The sequence below is a fragment of the Hyphomicrobium sp. NDB2Meth4 genome, from assembly GCF_900117445.1.
In the GTDB taxonomy this organism is placed as follows: Bacteria; Pseudomonadota; Alphaproteobacteria; order Rhizobiales; family Hyphomicrobiaceae; genus Hyphomicrobium_A.
The window spans coordinates 654972-677317 of record NZ_FPEJ01000001.1; the positions used below are offsets into that span (position 1 = coordinate 654972).

Annotated in this window: 22 protein-coding genes; 11 read left to right on the forward strand and 11 right to left on the reverse strand. The window is 63.3% G+C overall.

Going from position 1 to position 22346, the window contains the following annotated elements; translation table 11 throughout:
• Together secB and NDB2M4_RS03060 are read right to left on the reverse strand one after the other, a co-directional pair.
• Positions 1–513, reverse strand: coding sequence for a protein-export chaperone SecB (gene secB / locus NDB2M4_RS03055; RefSeq protein ID WP_072369901.1), 513 nt, complete (start codon positions 511–513; stop codon positions 1–3).
• 99 nt (positions 514–612) lie between these two features.
• Positions 613–1185, reverse strand: a complete 573-nt coding sequence (locus tag NDB2M4_RS03060) for an FxsA family protein (protein ID WP_083555709.1) — start codon at positions 1183–1185, stop codon at positions 613–615.
• A 155-nt stretch (positions 1186–1340) separates the two neighbouring features.
• On the opposite strand from NDB2M4_RS03060, the gene NDB2M4_RS03065 reads away from it, so the two are divergent.
• The 3 genes from NDB2M4_RS03065 to NDB2M4_RS03075 all read left to right on the forward strand — a co-directional run bounded on the left by NDB2M4_RS03065 (position 1341) and on the right by NDB2M4_RS03075 (position 4143).
• Positions 1341–2081 (forward strand): Tim44/TimA family putative adaptor protein, encoded by a 741-nt coding sequence (locus tag NDB2M4_RS03065; protein ID WP_072369904.1) that lies wholly within the window; start codon positions 1341–1343, stop codon positions 2079–2081.
• Between the two features lie 206 nt (positions 2082–2287).
• On the forward strand, positions 2288–3502 hold the full coding sequence (locus NDB2M4_RS03070) for a murein transglycosylase A (RefSeq protein WP_072369907.1): 1215 nt from the start codon (positions 2288–2290) through the stop codon (positions 3500–3502).
• The gene (locus NDB2M4_RS03075) at positions 3472–4143 is read left to right on the forward strand and encodes a Smr/MutS family protein (protein ID WP_083555711.1); all 672 of its coding nucleotides are present in this window, start codon (positions 3472–3474) and stop codon (positions 4141–4143) included. The genes NDB2M4_RS03070 and NDB2M4_RS03075 overlap by 31 nt, the downstream gene beginning before the upstream one ends.
• Before the next feature lie 23 nt (positions 4144–4166).
• Here the strand turns inward: NDB2M4_RS03075 and NDB2M4_RS03080 are convergent, their stop codons facing one another.
• Together NDB2M4_RS03080 and NDB2M4_RS03085 are read right to left on the reverse strand one after the other, a co-directional pair.
• Positions 4167–4670, reverse strand: a complete 504-nt coding sequence (locus NDB2M4_RS03080; RefSeq protein ID WP_072369913.1) for an invasion associated locus B family protein — start codon at positions 4668–4670, stop codon at positions 4167–4169.
• 61 nt (positions 4671–4731) lie between these two features.
• Complete coding sequence (locus NDB2M4_RS03085) at positions 4732–5307, reverse strand: RNA methyltransferase (protein WP_072369916.1); 576 nt, start codon at positions 5305–5307, stop codon at positions 4732–4734.
• Between the two features lie 106 nt (positions 5308–5413).
• Here NDB2M4_RS03085 and NDB2M4_RS03090 point away from each other — a divergent pair, with 106 nt between their 5' ends.
• Complete coding sequence (locus NDB2M4_RS03090; protein ID WP_072369919.1) at positions 5414–6388, forward strand: NADPH:quinone oxidoreductase family protein; 975 nt, start codon at positions 5414–5416, stop codon at positions 6386–6388.
• A gap of 90 nt (positions 6389–6478) precedes the next feature.
• A complete protein-coding gene (locus NDB2M4_RS03095; RefSeq protein ID WP_072369922.1) occupies positions 6479–7147 on the forward strand; it encodes a DUF2865 domain-containing protein in 669 nt (222 codons plus the stop codon).
• A gap of 272 nt (positions 7148–7419) precedes the next feature.
• Here the strand turns inward: NDB2M4_RS03095 and dnaQ are convergent, their stop codons facing one another.
• The 5 genes from dnaQ to NDB2M4_RS03120 all read right to left on the reverse strand — a co-directional run bounded on the left by dnaQ (position 7420) and on the right by NDB2M4_RS03120 (position 11230).
• Positions 7420–8136, reverse strand: a complete 717-nt coding sequence (gene dnaQ / locus NDB2M4_RS03100) for a DNA polymerase III subunit epsilon (protein WP_072369925.1) — start codon at positions 8134–8136, stop codon at positions 7420–7422.
• A 32-nt stretch (positions 8137–8168) separates the two neighbouring features.
• Positions 8169–8786 carry a dephospho-CoA kinase gene (coaE, locus tag NDB2M4_RS03105; protein ID WP_072369928.1) on the reverse strand — a complete coding sequence of 206 codons (618 nt, stop codon included), beginning with the start codon at positions 8784–8786 and terminating at the stop codon, positions 8169–8171.
• Complete coding sequence (locus tag NDB2M4_RS03110) at positions 8780–9616, reverse strand: shikimate dehydrogenase (protein WP_072369931.1); 837 nt, start codon at positions 9614–9616, stop codon at positions 8780–8782. Before NDB2M4_RS03110 ends, coaE begins: the two co-directional genes overlap by 7 nt.
• Positions 9613–10227 (reverse strand): Maf family protein, encoded by a 615-nt coding sequence (locus tag NDB2M4_RS03115; RefSeq protein ID WP_072371728.1) that lies wholly within the window; start codon positions 10225–10227, stop codon positions 9613–9615. Before NDB2M4_RS03115 ends, NDB2M4_RS03110 begins: the two co-directional genes overlap by 4 nt.
• Positions 10228–10372: 145 nt before the next feature.
• Complete coding sequence (locus NDB2M4_RS03120; protein WP_139247071.1) at positions 10373–11230, reverse strand: pyruvate, water dikinase regulatory protein; 858 nt, start codon at positions 11228–11230, stop codon at positions 10373–10375.
• A gap of 435 nt (positions 11231–11665) precedes the next feature.
• Between NDB2M4_RS03120 and hemE the strand changes: the two genes are divergently transcribed.
• From hemE to rho, 3 genes are all read left to right on the forward strand, one after another.
• Entirely contained in the window at positions 11666–12742 is a 1077-nt protein-coding gene (hemE, locus tag NDB2M4_RS03125) for a uroporphyrinogen decarboxylase (protein ID WP_072369936.1), read from the forward strand.
• Positions 12743–12745: 3 nt separating this feature from the next.
• Positions 12746–13276, forward strand: coding sequence for a protoporphyrinogen oxidase HemJ (gene hemJ / locus NDB2M4_RS03130; RefSeq protein ID WP_072369939.1), 531 nt, complete (start codon positions 12746–12748; stop codon positions 13274–13276).
• A 230-nt stretch (positions 13277–13506) separates the two neighbouring features.
• Complete coding sequence (gene rho / locus NDB2M4_RS03135) at positions 13507–14772, forward strand: transcription termination factor Rho (RefSeq protein WP_072369942.1); 1266 nt, start codon at positions 13507–13509, stop codon at positions 14770–14772.
• A gap of 96 nt (positions 14773–14868) precedes the next feature.
• Here the strand turns inward: rho and NDB2M4_RS03140 are convergent, their stop codons facing one another.
• Complete coding sequence (locus NDB2M4_RS03140) at positions 14869–15840, reverse strand: sterol desaturase family protein (RefSeq protein ID WP_072369945.1); 972 nt, start codon at positions 15838–15840, stop codon at positions 14869–14871.
• 138 nt (positions 15841–15978) lie between these two features.
• Positions 15979–18009: a thioredoxin domain-containing protein gene (locus NDB2M4_RS03145; RefSeq protein WP_072371731.1), complete on the reverse strand. Its 2031-nt coding sequence runs from the start codon at positions 18007–18009 to the stop codon at positions 15979–15981.
• Between the two features lie 78 nt (positions 18010–18087).
• Here NDB2M4_RS03145 and mnmE point away from each other — a divergent pair, with 78 nt between their 5' ends.
• The 3 genes from mnmE to rsmG all read left to right on the forward strand — a co-directional run bounded on the left by mnmE (position 18088) and on the right by rsmG (position 22344).
• The gene (gene mnmE / locus NDB2M4_RS03150) at positions 18088–19419 is read left to right on the forward strand and encodes a tRNA uridine-5-carboxymethylaminomethyl(34) synthesis GTPase MnmE (RefSeq protein WP_072369948.1); all 1332 of its coding nucleotides are present in this window, start codon (positions 18088–18090) and stop codon (positions 19417–19419) included.
• 379 nt (positions 19420–19798) lie between these two features.
• Complete coding sequence (mnmG, locus tag NDB2M4_RS03155) at positions 19799–21670, forward strand: tRNA uridine-5-carboxymethylaminomethyl(34) synthesis enzyme MnmG (RefSeq protein WP_072369951.1); 1872 nt, start codon at positions 19799–19801, stop codon at positions 21668–21670.
• Positions 21670–22344 (forward strand): 16S rRNA (guanine(527)-N(7))-methyltransferase RsmG, encoded by a 675-nt coding sequence (gene rsmG / locus NDB2M4_RS03160; RefSeq protein WP_072369954.1) that lies wholly within the window; start codon positions 21670–21672, stop codon positions 22342–22344. The genes mnmG and rsmG overlap by 1 nt, the downstream gene beginning before the upstream one ends.
• Positions 22345–22346 lie beyond the last annotated feature (2 nt).

Here is a 22346-nt window from a genome sequence, read left to right on the forward strand (position 1 = left end):
TTAATTCTTCAATTCGTTCTCTGCCCGCGCGCGCATCTCTTGCTGGCGGCTCATGTAGAGCGAAGCGAAGTCGAACGGATCGAGCAGCAGCGGCGGGAAGCCGCCTTCGCGCGTCAGGTCCGCTGCGATCCGGCGCACGAACGGGAACAGGATCGTCGGGCAGTTGACCAGGAGGAACGGCTCCAGCGCCTGCTCGGGGATGTTCTCGATCCGGAACAGGCCTGCATAGACCAGCTCCAGCTGATAGATCTCGCCGTTCTTGTTGACCGCCTGCGCGTTGAAATCGATCGTGCTCTCGTACAGCGACGGGCCCATGCCCTTGGCGCCCACATTGATCGACAGCTGCAGGTTCGGCTGATCGCCCGGATCCTTGATGATCTTCTCGATGTTCGGGTTCTCGAACGAGAGATCTTTGATGTACTGCGCGACGACCTTCACCTGAACCGGCGGCGGGGCAGACTTAGCGGCCTCGTCTGGTTTGCCATTGCCGTTGCCATTGTTGGAGCTGGCCATCGAAGAATTCCATCATGAGTGTTGCAACCGAGGCGGGCTAGCTAACACGCAGGCAACGCTGCGACAATCGTGCTGTGGGAGCCTGCCGATATAGTTGCGCTAACGCGGGCGGTCATCGTCATCGAGACGCTCGTATGTGCCCTCGATGATGATCGGCTCTTTGGCTCCGGAAGCGTCTCGATCTCCTTGCGGGCCGGCCGGCCGGCCCCTGCCGTCTCGCCGGGCGTCGGTGAAGCCGGGAATGACTGCCCCGAGGATAAGCCGCCGCAGCGGCGGCACCAGCAGCGCAAGGCCCAGCGCATCGGAGATGAAACCGGGCAGGATCAGCAGGCTGCCGGCGAGAATAACGACGTAGCCATCCACCATCGAGGCGAAGGCAAACCCGCCCCGGCTCATGCTGTCGAACATTCGCCCGACCATCGAAACGCCCTGGTTACGTATGATGAGCATCCCGGCGACTGCTGCCAAAACAAGCAGCCCTAGCGTTGCCCAGAAGCCGATTGCCGCGCCGACCTCGATCAGCACGGCAATTTCCAGCAGCGGGAACCCCAGCAGAAGCAGCAATGTAAAGGCGCGCACCGGCGACAACATTTTCGACTGTTCACCTCGCACTAGCGGGTTGTTGAGCATGCCACCCGTCAGGTTGCCATCGGCCTGCAATCGGGTTGGCATTGCAGCATTTGTGCCTTACCTTGCAGTCAGACCACTCTAAACCCCTTGATGGCGGACGGATGAGGCCCATCGCCCCCTTGGGCCGGGATTAAGACACGATCATATATTGCTGTCGTATCCAGTCACGCTGTTGATTGCCAGGAAGGCAGCCGTCCATGGAGAAGATCGATCTCTTCACCCTTATCTCGCTCATAGTCGCGGTCATCGTGATTCTGAAGCTGAGAAGCGTCCTGGGACGCCGTACGGGTGACGAGGAAGCCCGCGTCGAGCGCTATCGCACTGAACGCGCCCGTCAGGAGGCCGCCGCATCGGGCGACAACGTCGTCGCCATGCCCCGTCGTGAGCGCGATGCTCAGGCTCCTGCACCGGCCGCCGAAGTCACCGAGGTCGACGCCGAGGAGCGCATCAAGAACTACGCGGGTGCCGAACCGGCCGCCCGCGCTGGCCTCGTCGACATCGCGCGCCAGGATCCAGCGTTCGAGCCCGATACCTTCATCCGTGGCGCCAAACAGGCCTACGAGATGATCGTCACCGCGTTTGCTGAAGGCAATCGCAAGCTGTTGCGCGACCTCCTCAGCCGCGACGTCTACGACGGTTTCAACCGCGCTATCACCGAGCGCGAGGCGCGCGGCGAGCAGGTTGACCAAAGCTTCGTCGGCATCGAGAAGGCCGACATCGTGGAATCGGAGCTCAAGAGCGGCATTGCCTCTGTCACCGTGCGCTTCGTCAGCGAACTCATCTCCGCGACGCGCGACAAGGCTGGTGCGATCATCGGCGGCGATCCGCAGCGCATTAAGGAGGTCACTGACATCTGGACCTTCAGCCGCGATATTTCGTCCGCCAAGGCACGCGCCAATCCGAATTGGCGTCTGATTGCCACGCAGTCGCCCGCCTGAGGTAGATTTGCACGCGGGGGCGTGCGAGCAGAAAGGCTCTGGGCCGCGGGCAAAGCGGCTGGTGGGTTCAAACGGGGGGAACGCGAGCGACCATGGCAGGCTATCGCGCCCTGGCTGCTGTGTGTTGGTGGGTGGCCGCAGCCGTGGCCGCCCATGCTCAATCATTCGACGCGCCCGCCTTCGCTCCCAGTTCCGCACCTGCAGCCATGAGCAACGACACCGCCCCGCCTCCGCCCGCCCCAGAGGCTCCCAAGAGCAACGAGCCCAAGCTCGAGCCGGCAACCTTTTCCGATCTCCCCGGCTGGGATACCGATGATCACCTCGCCGCCCTGAAGACCTTCCTCAAGTCTTGCGATGCAGTTGCTCGCATGGCCGGAAAATCTGCATCGGGTAAGACGCGGTCGCAGTGCCACGTCCCCGTCGGCGAGCTGGCCTCCACATGCCGGGCCGCGCAGGACCTAAAATCGCTCACCAAGGCAAAGGCCAAGACGTTCTTTGAAACGCACTTCACCCCGCATCGCGTGGTGCAGACCAAAACCGCCGGACTGCTGACCGGCTATTACGAACCCGTGCTGGAAGGCTCGCGCACGCGCCAAGGCAAATTCCAGACTCCCGTCTACAAGCGTCCCACCGATCTCACCAATGTCGTCGACGAAGCCGACCGCGCTTCCAAGCAGACGGGCTTCACCCATCTGCGCAAGACATCGACCGGCGAGACCTCGCCCTACCCCACGCGCGCCGAGATCGAGCAGGGCGCGCTTGCCGGCAAAGGCCTCGAACTTCTCTACCTCGAAGACCCGGTCGAAGTGTTCTTCATGCACATCCAGGGCTCGGGCCGCATCCATCTCACCGATGGCACCACCGTGCGCATCAATTACGATGGCAAGAACGGCTATCCCTATACCTCGATCGGCCGCTACCTGATCGACAACAAGATCCTCCCTGCGAACAAGATGTCCATGCAGGCGCTCGGCAAGTGGCTGCGCGAGGACAAAGCGCGCGGCCAGCAGATCATGTGGCAGAACAAGTCGTTCATCTTCTTCCGCGAGATCGGCGACACCGACGGCCCCATGGGGGCCATGTCCGTCCCATTGACGCCCGGCCGCAGTCTTGCCGTCGACACCGGATTCCACACGCTCGGCACGCCCATTTATCTCAGCGTCCCCGACCTCTCTCACGCCACCAAGGGCAGCGGCTTTAATCGTTTGATGGTGGCTCAGGACTTAGGCTCGGCGATCAAAGGCCCCGAGCGGGGCGACATCTACTTTGGCTCCGGCGCCTCGGCTGGAAAGATCGCTGGCACGACGAGGCATCAAGGAAACTTCTTCGTGCTGCTTCCCACGGTGACCCAGGCGGCCGGATCCGGCATCAGGTTCGGCGAGCACCTGAAATGGCACACGACCGTGAAGGCCGCCCAGTGAAGCAGCCGCCGGGTAAGAAAGCCGGGGCGCGTATTTCAAAGGAAGAACGCGAGCTTTGGGAGCACACCGCGCGCTCCATCGAGCCTATTAAAGGCAAGAAGGGCAGAATTCACGCCGCCCTCGAAGATATCGAGACCCCACCCCCACCGCCAAAACGAGAGCCGGCCCGAAGTGCTGAGCCATCGCGGGTCCTGAAGCCCTCGCCGCCGACGCTGACGCCCCTGGTGCGCATCACCAAGGCCCCACCCCCGCCGTCAGCCGCGAACCTCGAACGCAAGAAGACGCGCAAGGTCAGCTCCGGCAAGATCGAGATCGAAGCCCGCATCGACCTGCACGGCATGCGCCAGAGCGAGGCACACGCGGCGCTGACACGTTTCCTCAGCCGCGCTTACGCAAGCGGCAAGCGCTGGGTGCTGGTGATCACCGGGAAGGGCGCGCCACAGCGCACTGCGCTCGACGAGCGCCTCGACTACGAAAACGTTGACCGCGGCGTGCTCCGCCGCAACGTCCCGCGCTGGTTATCCGAGCCGGACATCGCCCCGATCATCATCGGCTTCACCGTAGCCGCCATCCGCCACGGCGGCGAAGGCGCCCTCTACGTGCACCTTCGCAAGCGCCCCGGTACTCCCGGAGACTACTGACCGGCTCCGCCGATCGCTCCGCGTCAGCCCGAGCAGGTCGCCGCGAGCTTGTCGAGAGCGGCGCTGATGCCACCCAGCGAGTACGTATCCGTCGTCGCCGTGCCGCGCGCTGAGGTAGCCTTCACGAAGGCATTCGAGCCCTTCTTCAAGGCTTCGATCAGTTTCAGCTCCTCGTTCGGATCCTGTACGAACCCGCGCTCGCCTTTGACGAACAGCTTGAAGGTGTCGGTGCCCACCGTAACGCTCATGTCCGCGTCCGGCTTGACCGGATAGCCCACCTTCACGCTCGGCTCGGCCTTCACGCCTTCCTTCGGCCACGCAGAGATATAGAAGAAGATCGGGCCGCGGTTGGCGCCCAGCGGCTCCACTGCCAATGGCTGCGCAGCGATGAAGCACACCGTCTTCGGCGTCGCCGCATCCGCATAAAGGCTCCATGAGCCCTGCTTCTCGACGAGTTCGACGGTCTGCGCCGAAGCAGCCGTCGCCAATGCGAAGGTCAGAATAGCTGACGCCATTGTCGTGCGCATAAGGCTCCCCTCCCCAGCTGAGCGCGATTTGAGGTGAGCATATGCACCCGTGACCGGAGTGTCACCCTTCGGGGCCCACCTTACCCCCGGTTTCGCGAGAGCGTGATCCATCGGCGGACGCTTTTGCCACCGGACCTCCCTCGCCCACTGGCCGATCCGGAAACCGCGCCATGGTGCGTACCCGGTCGTACATGACGATGGCCCCGGCCATGGCGACGTTGATGCAGAATTTCGTTGGGATGCGCACCACGTGCTCGCACCGCGCCAGCAGTTCGTCCGACAGCGAACCCTGTTCCGGTCCCAGCACGTACGCGGCGCGCAACGGATGTCTAAAGCTCGGAAGATCGACTGCATTTTCAACGAGTTCGATCCCGACGAGCTTGCACCCATTGGGCAGCGCCATGTCGTCGAGGCTCGCCCAGTTGTAGTGCGGCAGGTGCAGCTGGCTCTTCGACGTATCCGCGAACGCCTCCAGCGCCCGGTACGTCGCCCCCACCGTAAATGTGAAGCTGGCACCGAACCCGTGCGCCGAGCGCATCAGGTTGCCGAGGTTCAACGATTTGGACATGCGCTCCGCGCCGATCGCGAAGTAGCCGCGCGGCGTGGGCGGCCAGGTGCTCTGTTGTCTGTCGGTCATTTGGCTCTCGTGCCCGGCGGCCGCTTGCGGCGCGCTCCAGGGCGTGGTGGAAGGGCGTAGTCGATGGCGTTCTGGGCGAAATTACCCTGTTGGCGGGAGGTTTTACATGAAAGCAGCACTTTGCAAGAGCCTCGAGGGTCCCAGCGCGCTCGTCATCGACGACTTGGCTGTTTCGCAGCCAGGCCCCGGCGAGATTCTGATCGACGTTAAGGCTGCCGCACTCAACTATTTCGACACCCTCATCACGCGCGGAAAGTACCAGTCAAAGCCCGACCTGCCCTTCTCCCCCTCTGCCGAGATTGCCGGGACCGTTGCGGCGCTGGGCCCGGGTGTCACTGGCCTGACGGTTGGCGAGCGCGTCGCCGCCTACATCGGCTGGGGCGGCGCCCGCGAGAAAGTCATCGCCAAGGCCGAAGCCGTCATCCCCATTCCTGACGGCGTCAGCGACGTCGTCGCCGCCGGCGTCTCGGTCACCTACGGCACGGCCATTCACGGCCTCAAGGATCGCGCCCGCTTGCAGCCGGGCGAGAGTATCGCCGTGCTGGGTGCCGCCGGCGGCGCCGGCCTTGCGGCGGTTGAGATCGCCAAGCTGATGGGCGCACGCGTCATCGCCGTTGCGTCCTCTCCCGAGAAGCTCGCCGTCACCAAAGCTCACGGCGCCGACGACGCGATCGATTACAGCGGCACCGACCTCAAGGATGCATTGCGCGCCCTCACCGATGGCAAGGGCGTCGACGTCGTCTACGATTGCGTTGGCGGCGCCTCATCGGAGCAAGCTTTGCGAGCAACCGCATGGCAAGGCCGCTTCCTCGTCGTCGGTTTCGCATCCGGCGACATTCCCAAGATCCCGCTCAATCTGTTGCTGCTGAAGGGCTGCGATGCGTTGGGCGTTTTCTGGGGCGAAGCAGTAAAGCGCGATCCAGCCGGCCACCGCGCCAACATGGTGCAGGTGCTCGATTGGGTCGCGAAAGGCCAGCTCAATCCGCGCATCCACGGCACCTTTGCGTTGGATGACATTCGCGATGCGCTCGCCGTCATCGAGAAGCGGCAAGCCGTCGGCAAAGTCGTCCTGACGATTTAGCCGCGCAAAGACACGCGCATTCAGACTTTATTTGCCATGTTGGGCCGATGCTACGTCCGTTGAGTTTAGTTGCGGAGCGTCAGCGTCGAGATGCGTCAGTCGCGTGCCATGATGATTGCCCTCGGCGCGCTGGCCGCATCTGCTGCCGCGTACGAGCCGGCTTTCGCCGAGGGCTTCTTCTCCCGTCTGTTCGGTTGGGGCAATTCCCGCCCAGCCGAGCGCATGCCAGCGCCGACGTATAACTTCGGCTACGGCGGACAGCGCTTCGACTACGGCTACGGCTATTCCGAGGATGGCTGGCCGCGCGACAACACGCGCTACCGGTCGCTGTGCGTGCGCACATGCGATGGCTTCTATTTCCCCATCGGCGACAATGTCGGCCGCGAGCGGCTCTACCAGGATGCGCGCACCTGCCAGGCGCGCTGCGATGGCGAAGCGCAGCTCTACTATTACCCGACCAACGGCGGCACCATCGAAACCATGGTCGACATGGCTGGCCGCCCCTACGCGCAGACGCCGACAGCATTCCTCTATCGTAAGAAACTGGTGGAGGGCTGCACCTGCAAACCCGCGCCTTGGTCTGCGGAAACGGCTGCCCGTCATCAGGGCTACAAGGATGATGATCGCGCGCTTGCCGAGATGCGCAACTCTGAGCAGCGCTACGCCGGCCAGCCCGCCAGCGACATCGGCGGTTATCTGATGCGCGAGAACGACGGCCCGCAGCAGACTCCCTGGGACGGCGGCCTCCGCCGCTATTAGAAGCCCCTCACCCTACCGATGCACGCCCAACGTCACCCCGACGGAGGTCGGGGTCCACGCTAGCGCCGGCTTGCTCTTCTGGTGAGCATGCATTCCTCTTGGCCGCGCAACGGCAAGGGCCCAAAGGGCCCCGCGCCCCGCCTCCGATCGTCCGAGCGTCTATCTGCGAGGACGTGAATCGGCGGCGCAAAAAAGCGCGGCTATCCACTCGCGCTGCGCTCACCGCAAAGCGAGCTTCTCGACGCCTGTGTCAGTCTAGAAAGAACAGAACTTCAACCAGCGTCGGCGACCATAAATTTCTTCCAGATCGCGTTCTCGCCCAGCGAGGCAACGAACTCTGCGTGCGCCTTTTCAAGGTCCACCGAGAGGCGAGGCAGCAGCGGGCTCGGCCGCTGTTGCGCGTTGCCACGCTGCAAGGTCGTGATCTCGCCACCCTGCGCATTCGACGATCCCATCGATAGCTCGACGAACGCCGCCTGCCGTGCGCCCAGCAGCTCGATATAGACTTCGGCCAGCAGCAGCGAGTCGACGAGCGCGCCGTGCTTGGTGCGCTTGGTATTGTCGATGCCGTAGCGTTTGCACAAGGCATCGAGATTGTTCGGACCCGCGGGATGGCGCCGCTTTGCAAGCTGCAGCGTGCACGTGACGCGATCCATCGCGATCTGCCCGAGCGACAAGCGCCCCAGCTCGAAATTCAAAAAGCCGATGTCGAACGCCGCATTGTGGATGACGAGCCCATCCTCGGCGATGAACTCCAGGAACGAGTGCGCCACCTGCGCAAACTTCGGCTTGTCACGCAGGAACTCCGTCGAGATCCCGTGCACGTTCTCGGCCTCTTTCGGCACGTCGCGCTCGGGATTGATGAAGCAGTGATACTCGCGGCCCGAAGGAATCCGGTTGATCAGCTCGATGCAGCCGATCTCGATCAGACGGTCTCCCTTGAGCGGGTCGAGACCAGTCGTTTCCGTATCGAGGATGATTTCGCGCATTCTATTTTGACGCCGCGATTCGGCTCGTCCGGTCAAGCCCACTCGCGGGCATAAGCCTCACCCGACCACGTTTCCAGCTCGGCGAGGATCTTGTCGAGGTGCGCCTCGCTTGCCGCCGTCCCGCTGCCCGTGTCGACGACGAAATCGGCCCGCGCGCGCTTCTCGGCATCCGGCATCTGCCGCGCCAGCAGCCCGTCCAGCTTCTCTTTCGTCATGCCGACGCGATTGAGCAACCGCTCGCGCTGGATCTCGGCCGGGGCGGAAAGCACGATCACCACGTCGACCAGCTTGTTCGCGTTGGTTTCAAAGAGCAGCGGAATCTCGAGGACAGCGATCTGCGTGCCCCGCCGCGCCTCGGCGCGCAGGAACGATCGCTCCGACTCCCGCACCATCGGGTGCACGATTGCTTCCAGCTCGCGCAGACGTTCCGGATGCGAGATGATCGCCGTACTCAACCGTGTGCGATCGACACCCGCCTGCGTTGTCGTTCCCGGAAAGGCCCGCTCGATCCGTTCCACCGCTTTTCCACTGGCATAGAGGCGGTGCACCTCCGCGTCGGCATCGAACACGGGCACGCCCCGCAAGCGCAGGAAAGCTGCGGCTGTGGACTTCCCCATGCCAATCGAGCCAGTGAGCCCCACGATCAGCATTTTTTCCCCTCGACGTCGGCGATGAGAATTGCGCGCAGTTCGTCAGTCACCTGTGGGCGCACGCCGAACCATTTCTCGAACCCAGGCACAGCCTGATAGAGCAGCATCCCCAACCCATCCACGGTGCGCAAGCCCTCCTTCCGCGCTTCGGCGAGCAGCTCGGTTTCGAGCGGCACATAGACGATGTCGGCGACGACGCAATCCGGATTGAAGCCGGCAAAGTCCATTCCCAGCGTACCCGCGCCCTTGAGACCTGCCGCAGTCGTGTTGACCAGCACGCAAGCCTCGCGCGATGCCTCGCTGCGCGCGTCCCAGTCGAACACCTTCACCCGCGGACCGAACGTTTCGGCGAGCACCTCCGCCCGCTGCCGCGTCCTGTTGAAAATGCGCACCTCGTCCACGCCGGCTTCGAGCACCCCGTGCACGATGGCCCGCGCCGCGCCGCCCGCGCCCAGCACACAAGCCGGCCCATCATGCGCTTTCCAGGCCGGAGCCGCATGGTCGAGGTTTGTCATGAAGCCGTATGTGTCGGTGTTGGCAGCGTGCAGCTTTCCACCTTCCAGCCACAAGGTATTCGCCGCTTGCACCGCGCGCGCCGAGGCCTCGCGCTCGTCGGCTATCGCGTAGGCCAGCTCCTTGTGCGGCACCGTCACGTTGCAGCCAACGAAGCCGCGCCTGTCCAGCGAGCGCAAAAAGTCTGCGACCTCGTCCGGCCGCACCGCCTCTTTGATATAGCTGCCATCGATGCCGTACTTCATCAGCCAATAGCCGTGAATGATCGGCGAGCGCGAATGCTCGATAGGCCAACCGATGACGCAGGCACGTTTCATGTCGACAAGATCCCGCGCCAGCGCAGTTCGGTCATCACCGGAAGCAGCGGCATGCCGAGAATCGTGAAATAGTCGCCCTCGATCACTTCAAAGAGCTGGATGCCCAGCCCTTCCAGTTCATAGGCGCCCACCGTCTGCGTCACGCGGTCGGCCGCACGGTTCAGGTAGTCATCGAGGAAACCGTCTGAGAAATCCCGCATCGTCAGCTTCGCTGTGCCAACGTGCGTGAAGCTCACATTGCCGTCCTCGGCGAACACCACCGCGGAGTGCAACTCGTGCGTCCGCCCGCGCAACCGCTGCAACGCCTCGCGCGCAGCTTCGATATTCGGTGCCTTGCTCAGCAATTCACCGTCGAGCGCCAGCACCTGATCGGCACCGATGACGACGCACCCGGCGCGCTTGCCGCTCACGTCCTCCGCCTTCGCAATCGCCAGCTTCTCCGCGATCTTTTCCGGCGCGATATGCTTGTCCTCTGCGAATAGCTGCGCGCGAATTGCCGGCTCGTCGACATCCGCGGCCTGCACTGTGAACGGCACGCCCGCTGCGGCCAGCATTTCCCGCCGCGCCCGGCTTCCTGACGCCAGAACAATCTCCCGCACACCCGAGCTCATGTTGCCTTCCACGCTTGTCACGCCTCTTCGCCGCGAAGCGGCAAGGGCCCAACGGGCCCCGCGCCCTTGGCGCGGCCATCCACCCGTTCAACATCGCCGCACAAATGCCTCTCTCCACTTGCGTCACCGCAAATCTAAAGAGTCTTCAACCATCACTGACGTTCTTTGCTTCTTCCTTAGCCGCATCGCGATCGTGCAGCAGCTTCAGGATTTGGGCCGCCGACTCCTCCACCGACCGCCGCGTCACGTCGATCACCGGCCACCCGTTCTGCGCACACACCTTGCGTGAATAGGCAATTTCCGCGTTGATGCGGTCGCGATCGACGTAATCGCCGAGGTTGCGGTCGGCCAATAGCATCGCCCGATGCCGCCGCACTTCAGCGATGCGATCCGGGCTCGCAATCAGGCACACGACGAAAGCGCTATGTGGCTTCGTCAGCTTTTCGGGCAGCGGTATGGACGGCACCAGCGGCACGTTGGCCGTCTTGTATCCGCGCTGGGCGAGATAAATGCAGGTCGGCGTCTTCGATGTCCGCGATATCCCGAGCACAATGATATCGGCGTCATTGAGATCGTTGGGCAGGTGCCCGTCATCGTGCGCCATCGTGAAGTTCAGGGCATCGATGCGCCGGAAATAGTCGGCATCGAGCACATGCTGGCCGGCCACCGTCGGTGTCCGCGGCGCTCCCAAATAGCTCTCCAGCACTTGCATGATCGGCTGCAGAACGGCGAGGCAGGGAATCTTCAGTTCGCTGCAGCGCTTCTCCAACTCCTCGGAAAGCTCATGATTGGTGATCGTATAGAGCACGATCCCCGGAGCCTGCTCGATCTCTTGCAAAACGCGCTTCATCTGCCGCGCAGTTCTGACGAGCGGATGCACGTGCTCGATCGGACGCACCAGCGCGTACTGCACCGATGCCGCCTTAGCGATTGTGGTGAGCGTCTCGCCCGTCGAATCCGACACGAGATGCAGGTGAAAGAAACTCGGCAAATCGCTTGCCATGACCCTCGCCATATCAGCGGGATGGAATGTTGATAACCGCCCTAGTTATCCAGAGAGGCACTGCAACCCGCCGGCTTGATGCCAGAGCCCCGTCATTTCGTCCACGACACTCCCCACATTCTCCCAATCCGGGACTGTCCAACAGGGAGTACGCCTCTCCATGAGGATTGGAGTGTTCTTGGCCCCTCGTCCAGCACCTCTCAACATGTCCGCCGTAGCAGTTGCAGCGGCCCAACATGCCCTAGAGCGTTGTTTGGACAGTCCATAAATCGCTCTAGTGGCTCTGGACCTTTCGAACCACCAGATCAGCAACCGCTCGTCTACCCCTGTGCGCGACCTTCGGATTAGGCTAGGACAAACTGCTAATCCTCAGAACCCCCTGGGGTAAGAGAAGTAAAAATAAAAGTCTAAGATTCTAGATTGGTTTAAGTACAGATGGGTGCACCCGCACAGGCTTCGGCCAAATCCCTTCCCAAGCGCAAGCTGCTGGAGGTCCTTTTCGGCGAAGCCTGCTGGCCACCGCCGATCTGGCTCATGCGCCAAGCTGGACGCTACCTGCCGGAGTACCGCCAAGTGCGCGCCTCCGTCGGCGGCTTCCTCGACCTGTGCTACACGCCGGCCCTTGCCGCTGAAGTCACCCTGCAGCCGATCCGCCGCTATGGCTTCGACGCGGCGATCCTGTTCTCCGACATCCTCGTCGTCCCCGACGCGCTTGGCCAGGGCGTCCGCTTCGTCGAGGGCGAAGGCCCGCGCCTCGATCCGATCACCGACGCCGCCGGTCTCGCCCGCCTGAACCCCGGCGCCACGGGCGAAAAATTCTCCCGCGTCTACGAAACCGTCCAGCGCCTGCGCCAAGATCTGCCGCCCGAAGTGGCGCTGATCGGATTTTGCGGCGCCCCGTGGACCGTGGCGACCTACATGGTCGGTGGCCAGGGTTCATCCGACCAGGCCGCCGCCCGCACCCTCGCCTACCGCGATCGCGCAACCTTCACGCAGCTGATCGACATCGTCACCGAGACCTCGATCGAATATCTCGACGGCCAGGTGCGCGCCGGTGCCGACTGCCTGCAGATCTTCGACAGCTGGGCCGGCAACCTCCCGGATGGGGAATTCGATGATTGGGTGGTGGCGCCGACCCGTAGAATCGCCGCAGAGCTGAGACGCCGCCACCCGCAGGTGCCGATCATCGGTTTTCCGCGTGGGGCAGGCAGCAACGCAGAACGCTACGCGCACGAAACGCGCGTCGAGGGACTTGGATGCGACACGGCCATGCCGTTGCGACAGATGCAGGAGCTTGCGCAGAGAGCGGGCGTTGCCGTGCAGGGCAACCTCGATCCGCTGTTACTGGCCGCCGGCGGTCCCATGCTCGATGCGCGCATCGATGCAACGATCGACGCGCTTCGCGGATCACCGTTCATCTTCAACCTCGGACACGGCATCATTCCGCAGACCCCGCCCGAGCACGTCGCCCAGCTGGTCGAGCGCGTTCGCTCCTCAAAGCCGGACGTCTGAACCATGGCCGATCTGCCGCCGCACAGCGCCTCACCAGCGAAACGCGCAGCGGTCGCGCTGGCGATCACGGTAGGTTTGCTCGTGGCGGGCTGGCTCATCTTTGGAGATGCCGCCTACCTGTGGATCAAGGCCGCGCACATCATCGCCGTCATCGCCTGGATGGCGGGCATGTTGTATCTGCCGCGACTGTTCATTTATCACTGCGAGGCGCCAAAGGGCTCTGCCCAATCCGAGACCTTCAAGGTCATGGAGCACCGGCTACTCACCGTCATCATCAACCCGGCCATGGTGCTCACTTGGGTGCTCGGGCTTTGGCTCGCCTGGCAGGGGGCCTTCTTCTCCGACGGCTGGATGCACGCCAAGCTGGCACTCGTACTCGCCATGTCCGGCGTGCACGGATTTTTCTCAGCCTCTGTCCGTCGTTTCGCCGCCGATGCCAACACCACCTCCCAGCGCGCCTGGCGCATGTGGAACGAGGTGCCGACGGTCCTCATGATCGTCATCGTGCTTCTTGTTGTGGTGAAGCCGTTCTGACTTAAATCTTGACCTAATAGCTTTTCTCTGGCTTTTCGATCTGCTATAAGCCTTGCTAATTCCACATCGACTCGGGGCCGCTCAGGCCTATGAGTTGGTCGCCAAGGCCCCACCTCAAGGGGTAAGGCCGACCGCCTCGTGGCTTTGCCACGACTTACGAAACCCCCCACCTTCCGGCCACGGCCTCTTTCACATCCCGCCTCATCCGCCGTGGCCCTCCGGAGCATTCCATGAAGGAAATGAAGCTCGAAGACCTCAAGCTCAAGACTCCTACGGAGCTGCTGAGCTTCGCGGAAGAGCACGGCGTCGAGAACGGATCAACCATGCGCAAGCAGGAGTTGATGTTCGCGACCCTGAAGCAGCTCGCCGCCAAAGAGGTTGAAATTGTCGGCACGGGTGTCGTCGAGGTGCTGCAGGACGGCTTCGGCTTCCTGCGCTCGCCCGACGCCAACTATTTGCCCGGCCCCGATGACATCTATGTCTCGCCCTCGCAGATCCGGCGTTTCGCCCTGCGCTCGGGCGACACCGTCGAAGGCGTGATCCGCTCACCCAAGGAAGGCGAGCGTTACTTTGCGCTCCTGAAGGTCTCGAAGATCAACTTCGAGGACCCGGAGGCGACCAAGCACAAGATCAACTTCGACAACCTGACGCCGCTCTATCCGACCGAGTGGCTGAAGCTCGAGACCGAGGATCCGACCGTCAAGGATCTCTCCCCGCGCGTGATCGACATCGTCGCCCCGCTCGGCAAAGGCCAGCGCGCTCTGATCGTCGCTCCGCCGCGCACCGGTAAGACGGTGCTGCTGCAGAACATCGCCCACTCCATCACCACCAATCACCCCGAGTGCTACCTCATCGTGCTGCTCATCGACGAGCGCCCGGAAGAGGTCACCGACATGCAGCGCTCGGTGAAGGGTGAAGTGATCTCCTCCACCTTCGACGAGCCGCCATCACGCCACGTGCAGGTCTCGGAGATGGTCATCGAGAAGGCAAAGCGCCTCGTCGAGCACAAGCGCGACGTGGTCATCTTGCTCGACTCGATCACGCGTCTGGGTCGCGCCTACAACACCGTTGTGCCGTCCTCTGGCAAGGTGCTGACCGGCGGTGTCGACTCCAACGCCCTGCAGCGCCCGAAGCGCTTCTTCGGTGCGGCCCGCAACATCGAAGAAGGTGGCTCGCTGACCATCATCGCGACGGCCCTCATCGACACCGGCTCGCGCATGGACGAAGTCATCTTCGAAGAGTTCAAGGGCACCGGTAACTCGGAAATCATTCTCGACCGCAAGGTCTCCGACAAGCGCGTCTTCCCGGCGATCGACGTATCCCGGTCCGGCACCCGCAAGGAGGACCTGCTCGTTCCGAAGGACCAGCTCAAGAAGGTCTACGTCCTGCGCCGTATCCTCAACCCGATGGGCACTCAGGACGGCATCGAGTTCCTCATCGACAAGCTGCGCTCGACCAAGACCAACGGCGAGTTCTTCCAGTCGATGAACACCTGATCGCGCACCAGCGCGCTTCACATGAAAAGGGCCGCTTCACGCGGCCCTTTTTGTTTGTCTGCAATGTCGCTGATAGGTCGTTCTTCCGATCCCGACCTACTCCGCGGCGTCAACGATGCGGCGTGCTTCCTGAGCGGGTGTCTCGGCCGGCTGCGCCTTCGGCTTATAGCGCTCCGGTTCGCCCTGCCCAGGCTTGTAGTAGAGCGGTAGCAGCACCTGCTCGATGTAGCCCTTGGGGTAATGCGGCAGCTCGTCGACACCCATGTCCTTGGCCGTGATCGGCCGCGACGGCTCGGGCTGGAACGTGCCGAACAGGCGATCCCAGATCGTCAGCAAGAGCCCGAAGTTGCAGTCGCCCTCGGTGCCCCAGTTCACATGGTGCATGTGGTGCACGCGTCCGATCGACAGATGCTTCTGTAGCGGTCCCAGCTGTGCATCCACATTCGAGTGCTGCACAATCAGCGTCACCGTGATGAGGAAGCCCAGCACCACGGCCACCGGCACCGGCATGCCGATGATCACCAGCGGCATGTTGCCGACCACCATGTCGATCACCTGGTGCAGCGGATGCCGCAGCACGCCATTGAAGCCGTAAAGCCGTCCGACGCCGTGATGCACCGCATGCAGCCGCCACATCGGAGCCCACTTGTGGCTGATGTAGTGCATCGCCATGAACGCGAAGTCGGCGAAAACGAACGCCATGATCACCTGCGCCCACATCGGCCACTGCGTCGGCCACAGGCCCTGGAACGGGAACAGCCAGCAGATCACCGGGATCAGCAGCACGCCGACCGTTGCCTGATACTCGTAGACGACGAGATGCAGGAAGTTGGCGGTATTGTCGCCGTGCGTCTCGTGATCGTTCCAGTCATCGAAGAAGGGCGCGATCTTCTCCGCGCCGAACGCCGTAGCATAGGCGATTACCAGCAGCGGCAGGATCAGCAGATAGGCCCACGTGTGGCCCTGCGCGACCACAAGCTCGGAAACCACCCAATAGGCAGCGGCCGTCAGGCCGAACATCATGAAGGGTGCATAGCCGTAGCGCACGATCGTGCGTAGTGCCGACATCAGCAAGTCTCCGAAAGGGGCGTCACGAGTTCCAGCTAACTCCGACATCCGATTACCGGCAGAGATGCGCGCAATGGCGATGGCCAACGGGCAAACTCAACCAGCTCTATGATGTCACCTCACGCGTATTGAGCTTGTTTACAGACTTCGTTGTTCTTTTAGCGTTCGAGCGAGTTCGTCGGGCGCTGTCAGCGGCGGTGAGCACTGCGGCCCAAGACACACGTAAGCTGTCGCAACCCGGTTAACAGGATTCTTACCGGCGAGGCCCGGTAATGTCGCACCACTCGCAGCGTCATGCAGAGCGTATGTTAGAGCCCCGGGCAAAGAAATACTTCTGATGACCTTGATCAGCTCTGCACCACCTTCAAACTGATCTCCGGCAATCACGACCTGCTGTGGCGCCAGATAGTCGAACGCACCAGCAAGCAGGCCGGTATGTGCGACAATATTGCGCCCCACCTCCGGGGCGAACGCCGCCACCAATGCCGCGGCGCGCTCCGCGAATCGCTCATCCCCGCTTATAGTTGTTAAAGCAACGAGATTGGCAAGCATGATGGCATTGGCATTTGGTGTCGCATCGTCGCTTCCCGGCCTGAGTCGAACGATGACATCGTCAGTATCGTCGGCCGACGTCGCGTAGCCGCCACCGTCTGCCACCCAATAGTGCTTGTTGAGCACATCTACCCATGCAGCCGCTTGATCGAAGTAGTGCTTCGAAGCCGTTGCCTCGAACAATCTGAGCGCACCCCAGATCATGTTCGCGTAATCGCTCGCAGTCGCCGGAGCTTTGGCGCGTCCGTCGCGATAGCTGTGAAGGAGCCGACCATCGCGGCTCATGCGCGTCACCACAAAGTCGAACGCGCGCTGGGCCATCCCCAGCCATGACGGCTCGCCGAACACCACCGACGCCCGCGCCAGCGCCGCGATCATCAACCCGTTCCAGTCGGCCAGCACCTTGTCGTCCCAGCCGGGACGCACGCGCTTGTCACGCTCCGCCAGCAGCTTCACGCGCAAGGTCGCAAGCCGTGCCTCCTCCTCCGCGCTGCGCAGTGGCACCTGCTGCAGTCGGTTGAGGATGTTGTGTCCTTCGAAATTGCCGTCCTTAGTGACGTCGTAAGCCTGCGCGAAGTACCGCCCGTCCTCTTCACCGAGTACGCCCACGATCTCTTCCGGTGACCAGACGTAGAACTTGCCTTCCTCGCCTTCGGAGTCGGCATCGAGCGAAGCTGCGAACCCGCCGCCCTCTGCAATCATCTCGCGCTGCAGCCATCCGACCGTCTCGGCAACGCGCACCCGGTAGAGCTCCGAACGCGTCTCGCGATAGACCTCCGTCATCAGGTCGATCAGCAGCGCATTGTCGTAGAGCATCTTCTCGAAGTGCGGCACCAGCCAGAAGGCATCCACCGAGTAGCGCGCGAAGCCTCCACCGAGATGATCGTAAATGCCGCCCTGGCAGATATGATCGAGCGTGCGTATCACCGCCTCGCGCGCCGGCGCATGGTCGTAGCGAATGCCGCCGCGCCACAACAGCCAGAAGAAGCTCCACTGCGGAAACTTCGGTGCGCCCTGCAGGCCGCCGAATACAGGATCGACCGCGGGCACCAGGCGCACGGTGAGATCCTTCAAAAGCCGGTCATCGATGGTCGCCGCCGCAGCACCTTCGCGCGGCTCCCTCTTCAGCGCCGCCGTTAGTTCGCGCGCGCTCTCTGCCACCTTCTCAGGCTCATCGCGGAACACCGCCGCGACGCGCTTCAGCACATCGACGAACGCAGGCCGGCCGTATCGCGTATCCTTCGGAAAGTAGGTGCCACCCCAAACGGGACGCGCATCGGCATCGAGGAACATCGTCAGCGGCCATCCACCATGTTCGCCCAGCGTATGCAGCGCGCTCATGTAGATGGCATCGATGTCGGGACGCTCCTCGCGGTCCACCTTGATGTTGACGAACAGCTCGTTCATCACCGCAGCAGTCGCCTGGTCTTCGAAGCTCTCGTGCGCCATCACGTGGCACCAGTGGCAGGCGGCATAACCGACAGACAGCATGATCGGCTTGCCCGTGCGCTTCGCCTCGGCGAGCGCATCGGGCCCCCAAGCCCACCAGTGGACGGGGTTGTCTTTATGCTGCAGGAGATATGGGCTCGTCTCTCTGCTAAGGCGGTTCTCGCTCATCACCTTCCCCTGCTGCCGGTCCAAACCGCGGCCCGCGGCTAACATGGGGCCTTAACGCCCTAACGGCTAGTTCAGTGCATGGCCGCACCAACGACAATCTTTGCCCTTTCGACCGCACCAGGACACTCCGGTGTAGCTGTCATCCGCATCAGTGGACCCTGCGCTGGGGATGTCCTCGATCGGATGTCACCACCCCGTCCCGATCATCGCTATGCCGCGCTGAGACGCATCCGAGACCCTCACAGCGGAGACCTCCTCGACGAGGCATTGGTGCTCTGGTTCGCCGCCCCACGCACCGAGACCGGCGAGGACATGGCCGAGCTGCACCTCCACGGCAGCCCGGCGGTCGTCAAAGCCGTCCTCTCTGCCCTCGGAAGCCTTGAAGGCTGCCGCCTCGCCGAGCCTGGAGAGTTCGCCCGCCGCGCGTTCGAGAACGGCAAACTCGACCTCGCGCAGATCGAAGGCCTCGCCGATCTCATCGACGCGGAGACCGACGCCCAACGCAGCCAGGCGCTGGCACAAATGCGCGGCGCGCTCTCGAACCTCTACGAAGGCTGGCGCCGTGACATCCTCGAAGCCAGTGCACTCATGGAAGCCGCCATCGACTTCAGCGACGAGGACGATGTCGCGACCGACGCAGCGGACCGCGCGCTCGCCATCGTCCGCACGCTGGGAGGAGAAATCGCCGCCCACCTCGATGATGGTCACCGCGGCGAGATCCTGCGCGACGGCTTCCGCGTCGTCCTCGCCGGTCCCCCCAACGCCGGCAAATCCAGCCTCTTGAACGCTCTCGCGCGAAGAGAAGCTGCTATCGTCTCCGAGGAGGCCGGCACGACACGCGACGCCATCGAGGTGCGTCTCGATCTGGAAGGTCTACCAGTCATCGTCACCGACACCGCAGGCATCCGCACCGCGTCTGGTGAGGTCGAAAAGGAAGGCATCCGCCGTGCACTGGCACACGCCAGAGAGGCTGACCTCATCCTCTGGCTGAGCGATGCGACAGCCCCCGTCGCCACGCCCCCGCCTGAGGACATCAGCCGCGGGGACAAGTTTCTCATCCCCGTCGCCACCAAAATAGATATCCCCGGCGCCGCCCTGAGTGCCGGCCATGTCGCCATCTCAGCCAAGACCGGAGCCGGACTCCCGCAGCTGGTCGCCGCGATCACGGCAGCTGCACGCGACCGCATCGGCGCCTCGACGACACCGGCCATCACCCGCGAGCGCTACCGCCAGCAACTCACGCAATGCATGAGCGCAGTACATGCGTTCATGCAGGGCAACATGATGGAACAGGAACTGCGTGCTGAGGACCTTCGCCAGGCGGCAAGTGCGCTGGGACGCATCACCGGCCGCATCGATGTAGAAGATGTCCTGGGCGAAATCTTCGGCCGCTTCTGCATCGGCAAATAGATCGGACGACGATTCACGTGAAACACTTGATTAACCATGGCCGGCAGGCAGACGTGATTCACGTGAAACAGATTATTAACCATAAGTTGATGCAGCAACTTTGATTCACGTGAAACATTTTCTTAACCAACCGAGTCCCTTGCGGACTCCGGCTGCCAAATCGATTCACGTGAAACACCTCGTTAAAGTGTCCAGGCGGTTTGATTCCCAGCCACCTGTCAACAAAACGTTTCACGTGAAACTCGCCTGCAGGCCCTTGCCCTTTGCCGAGCATGCCCGGGTCGTGATTCACGTGAAACACTCTCTTAACCACGATCCGGCCCTTTGATTCGGCACGCCCTCTCCAGTAGGTTCGCGGCTCAACACCCGGATTTTGCAGATGTCAGACGCTAGGTTCGACGTGATCGTTGTTGGCGGCGGCCACGCCGGCTGCGAAGCCGCGGCCGCAGCCGCACGCATGGGCGCCCGCACGGCCCTCGTCACCCACTCCTTCGCCACCGTCGGCGAGATGTCCTGCAACCCGGCCATCGGCGGCCTCGGCAAAGGCCACCTGGTGCGCGAGGTGGACGCCCTCGACGGCCTCATGGGCCGCGTCGCCGACGCTGCCGGCATCCAGTTCCGCCTGCTCAACCGGTCCAAGGGCCCCGCCGTCCAGGGGCCACGCACCCAGGCTGACCGCAAGCTCTACCGCGCCGCCATGCAGGCCGCGATCCGCGCCACGCCGAACCTCGAAGTCGTCGAAGGCGGCGTCGAGGACCTGATCGTGTCCAATGGGCGCGTTGGCGGCGTCGTGACGGCTGATGGCCGCCGGCTCTCCGCTGGCGCCGTGGTCCTCACAACCGGCACTTTCCTCAACGGCCTGATCCATCTGGGGGACGAAAAAATCCCCGCCGGCCGCGCTGGCGAAGCGCCGGCCCTCAAGCTGTCTGACCGCCTCTACGCCCTCGGCCTCCAGCTCGGCCGGCTCAAGACCGGCACCCCGGCCCGGCTATCGAAGGCGTCGATTGCCTGGGACAGCCTCGAGCAGCAGGCAGCCGACGATCCCCCGGTGCCCTTCTCTTTCCTGACCGACCGGATCACCACGCCCCAGGTGACCTGCGCCATCACTCGCACCACCGAGGCGGCGCACGCCATCATCCGCGCCAACCTCGGCTGTTCGGCCATGTATTCCGGGCAAATCTCATCGACCGGGCCGCGCTACTGCCCGTCGATCGAAGACAAAGTCGTCCGCTTCGCCGGCCGCGAGACCCACCAGGTCTTTCTCGAACCCGAGGGCCTCGACGACGACACCGTCTATCCCAACGGCATCTCGACCTCGCTGCCCGCCGACGTGCAGGAAGCCTTCATCCGCACCATGCCAGGGCTGGAAAATGCCGTCATCAAGCGGCCCGGCTACGCCATCGAATATGACTACGTCGATCCGCGCGAACTGACCCCGTGCCTTCAAGTTAGCCGCCTGCCAGGCCTGTTTCTCGCCGGTCAGATCAACGGCACCACCGGCTACGAGGAAGCCGCCGCCCAGGGCCTCGCCGCCGGCATCAACGCCGCCATCCTCGCCGGCGGCCGCGAGCCGGACTTCGTCGTCTCCCGCGCCGACGGCTACCTCGGTGTGATGATCGACGACCTCGTCACCCGCGGCGTCACCGAGCCCTACCGCATGTTCACCTCGCGGGCGGAGTACCGCCTGCGCCTGCGTGCCGACAACGCCGACCAGAGGCTCACCCCGCTTGGTCTCGAGATCGGCTGTGTGGGCCCCGACCGGCGCGCTGCGTATGCGGAGAAAGAGAAAGCGCTATCAGCGGCTTCGGAGCTGATCTTAAAGTTATCTCTCACGCCGACGGAAGCCGGTCGCCACGGCCTCGACGTCAATCGCGATGGCCGCCGCCGCACTGCCTTTGAGCTTCTGGCCCTTCCGAACGTCGACATGGCCCGCCTCGCCGCCATCTGGCCGGAAATCGCCGCCCTGCCCCCCGCTGTCGCCGACCAGGTGGCTGTCGATGCCCACTATGCCGCCTATGTCGAGCGCCAGGAGCTGGATGTTGCCGCCCTGCGCCGGGACGAAGCCCTCGCCATTCCTCAGGGCTTTGACTATGCGGCCCTGCCCGGCCTTTCCACCGAGGTCCGCCAGAAGCTCGATAAGCACCGCCCGGCCACGATCGCTCACGCCGCCCGCATCGACGGAATCACCCCGGCCGCCCTGCTTCTCGTCCTCGCCCAGCTCAAATCAGCCCCTGCCCGGAAATCCGCCTGATGGGCGCAGTCCCTGCCGCGAAAATCGATTCGCCCGCTGATTTTGCTCGCGTTTTCGGCGTTTCACGTGAAACGACTGAGAAACTTTCCGCCTACGAGACCCTGCTTCGCCAGTGGCAGAAAACGATAAATCTCGTGGCCCCGAGCACCCTGGCCGACATCTGGCACCGCCATTTCGCCGATTCGGCCCAGCTCCTCGCTCTGGCGCCGCCCGAAGCTCGAAATTGGCTCGATCTGGGCTCCGGCGCCGGCTTTCCGGGCCTCGTTTTGGGGATTCTCCTCGCAGACCGGGAAGGGGCTAAGATGACTTTGGTCGAAAGCGACACCCGCAAGGCCGCCTTTCTCCGCGAAGTCGCCCGTCGCACTGGAGCAGCTGTGGACATCCAACCCGAGCGAATCGAAAAAGTTGCGACTCAAACTAAGCTTGGCGGCGTCGACGTGATCACCGCACGCGCGTTGGCGCCCTTGCCGCGTCTGCTTGAATTGGCGGCTCCGGCCTTCTCGGCTCATACAACTGGGCTGTTTTTGAAGGGTCGCGAAGCCGAGACGGAAGTTGATGCGGCCAGGGAGCGGTGGGCGTTCGAAAGTGCGCTGCAGCCCAGCCTGACAGATGCCGGTGCTCGAATCGTCGTAGTCCGGGCGCTGCAGGCTAAGCAGGAGGGTCAACGGCGATGAGC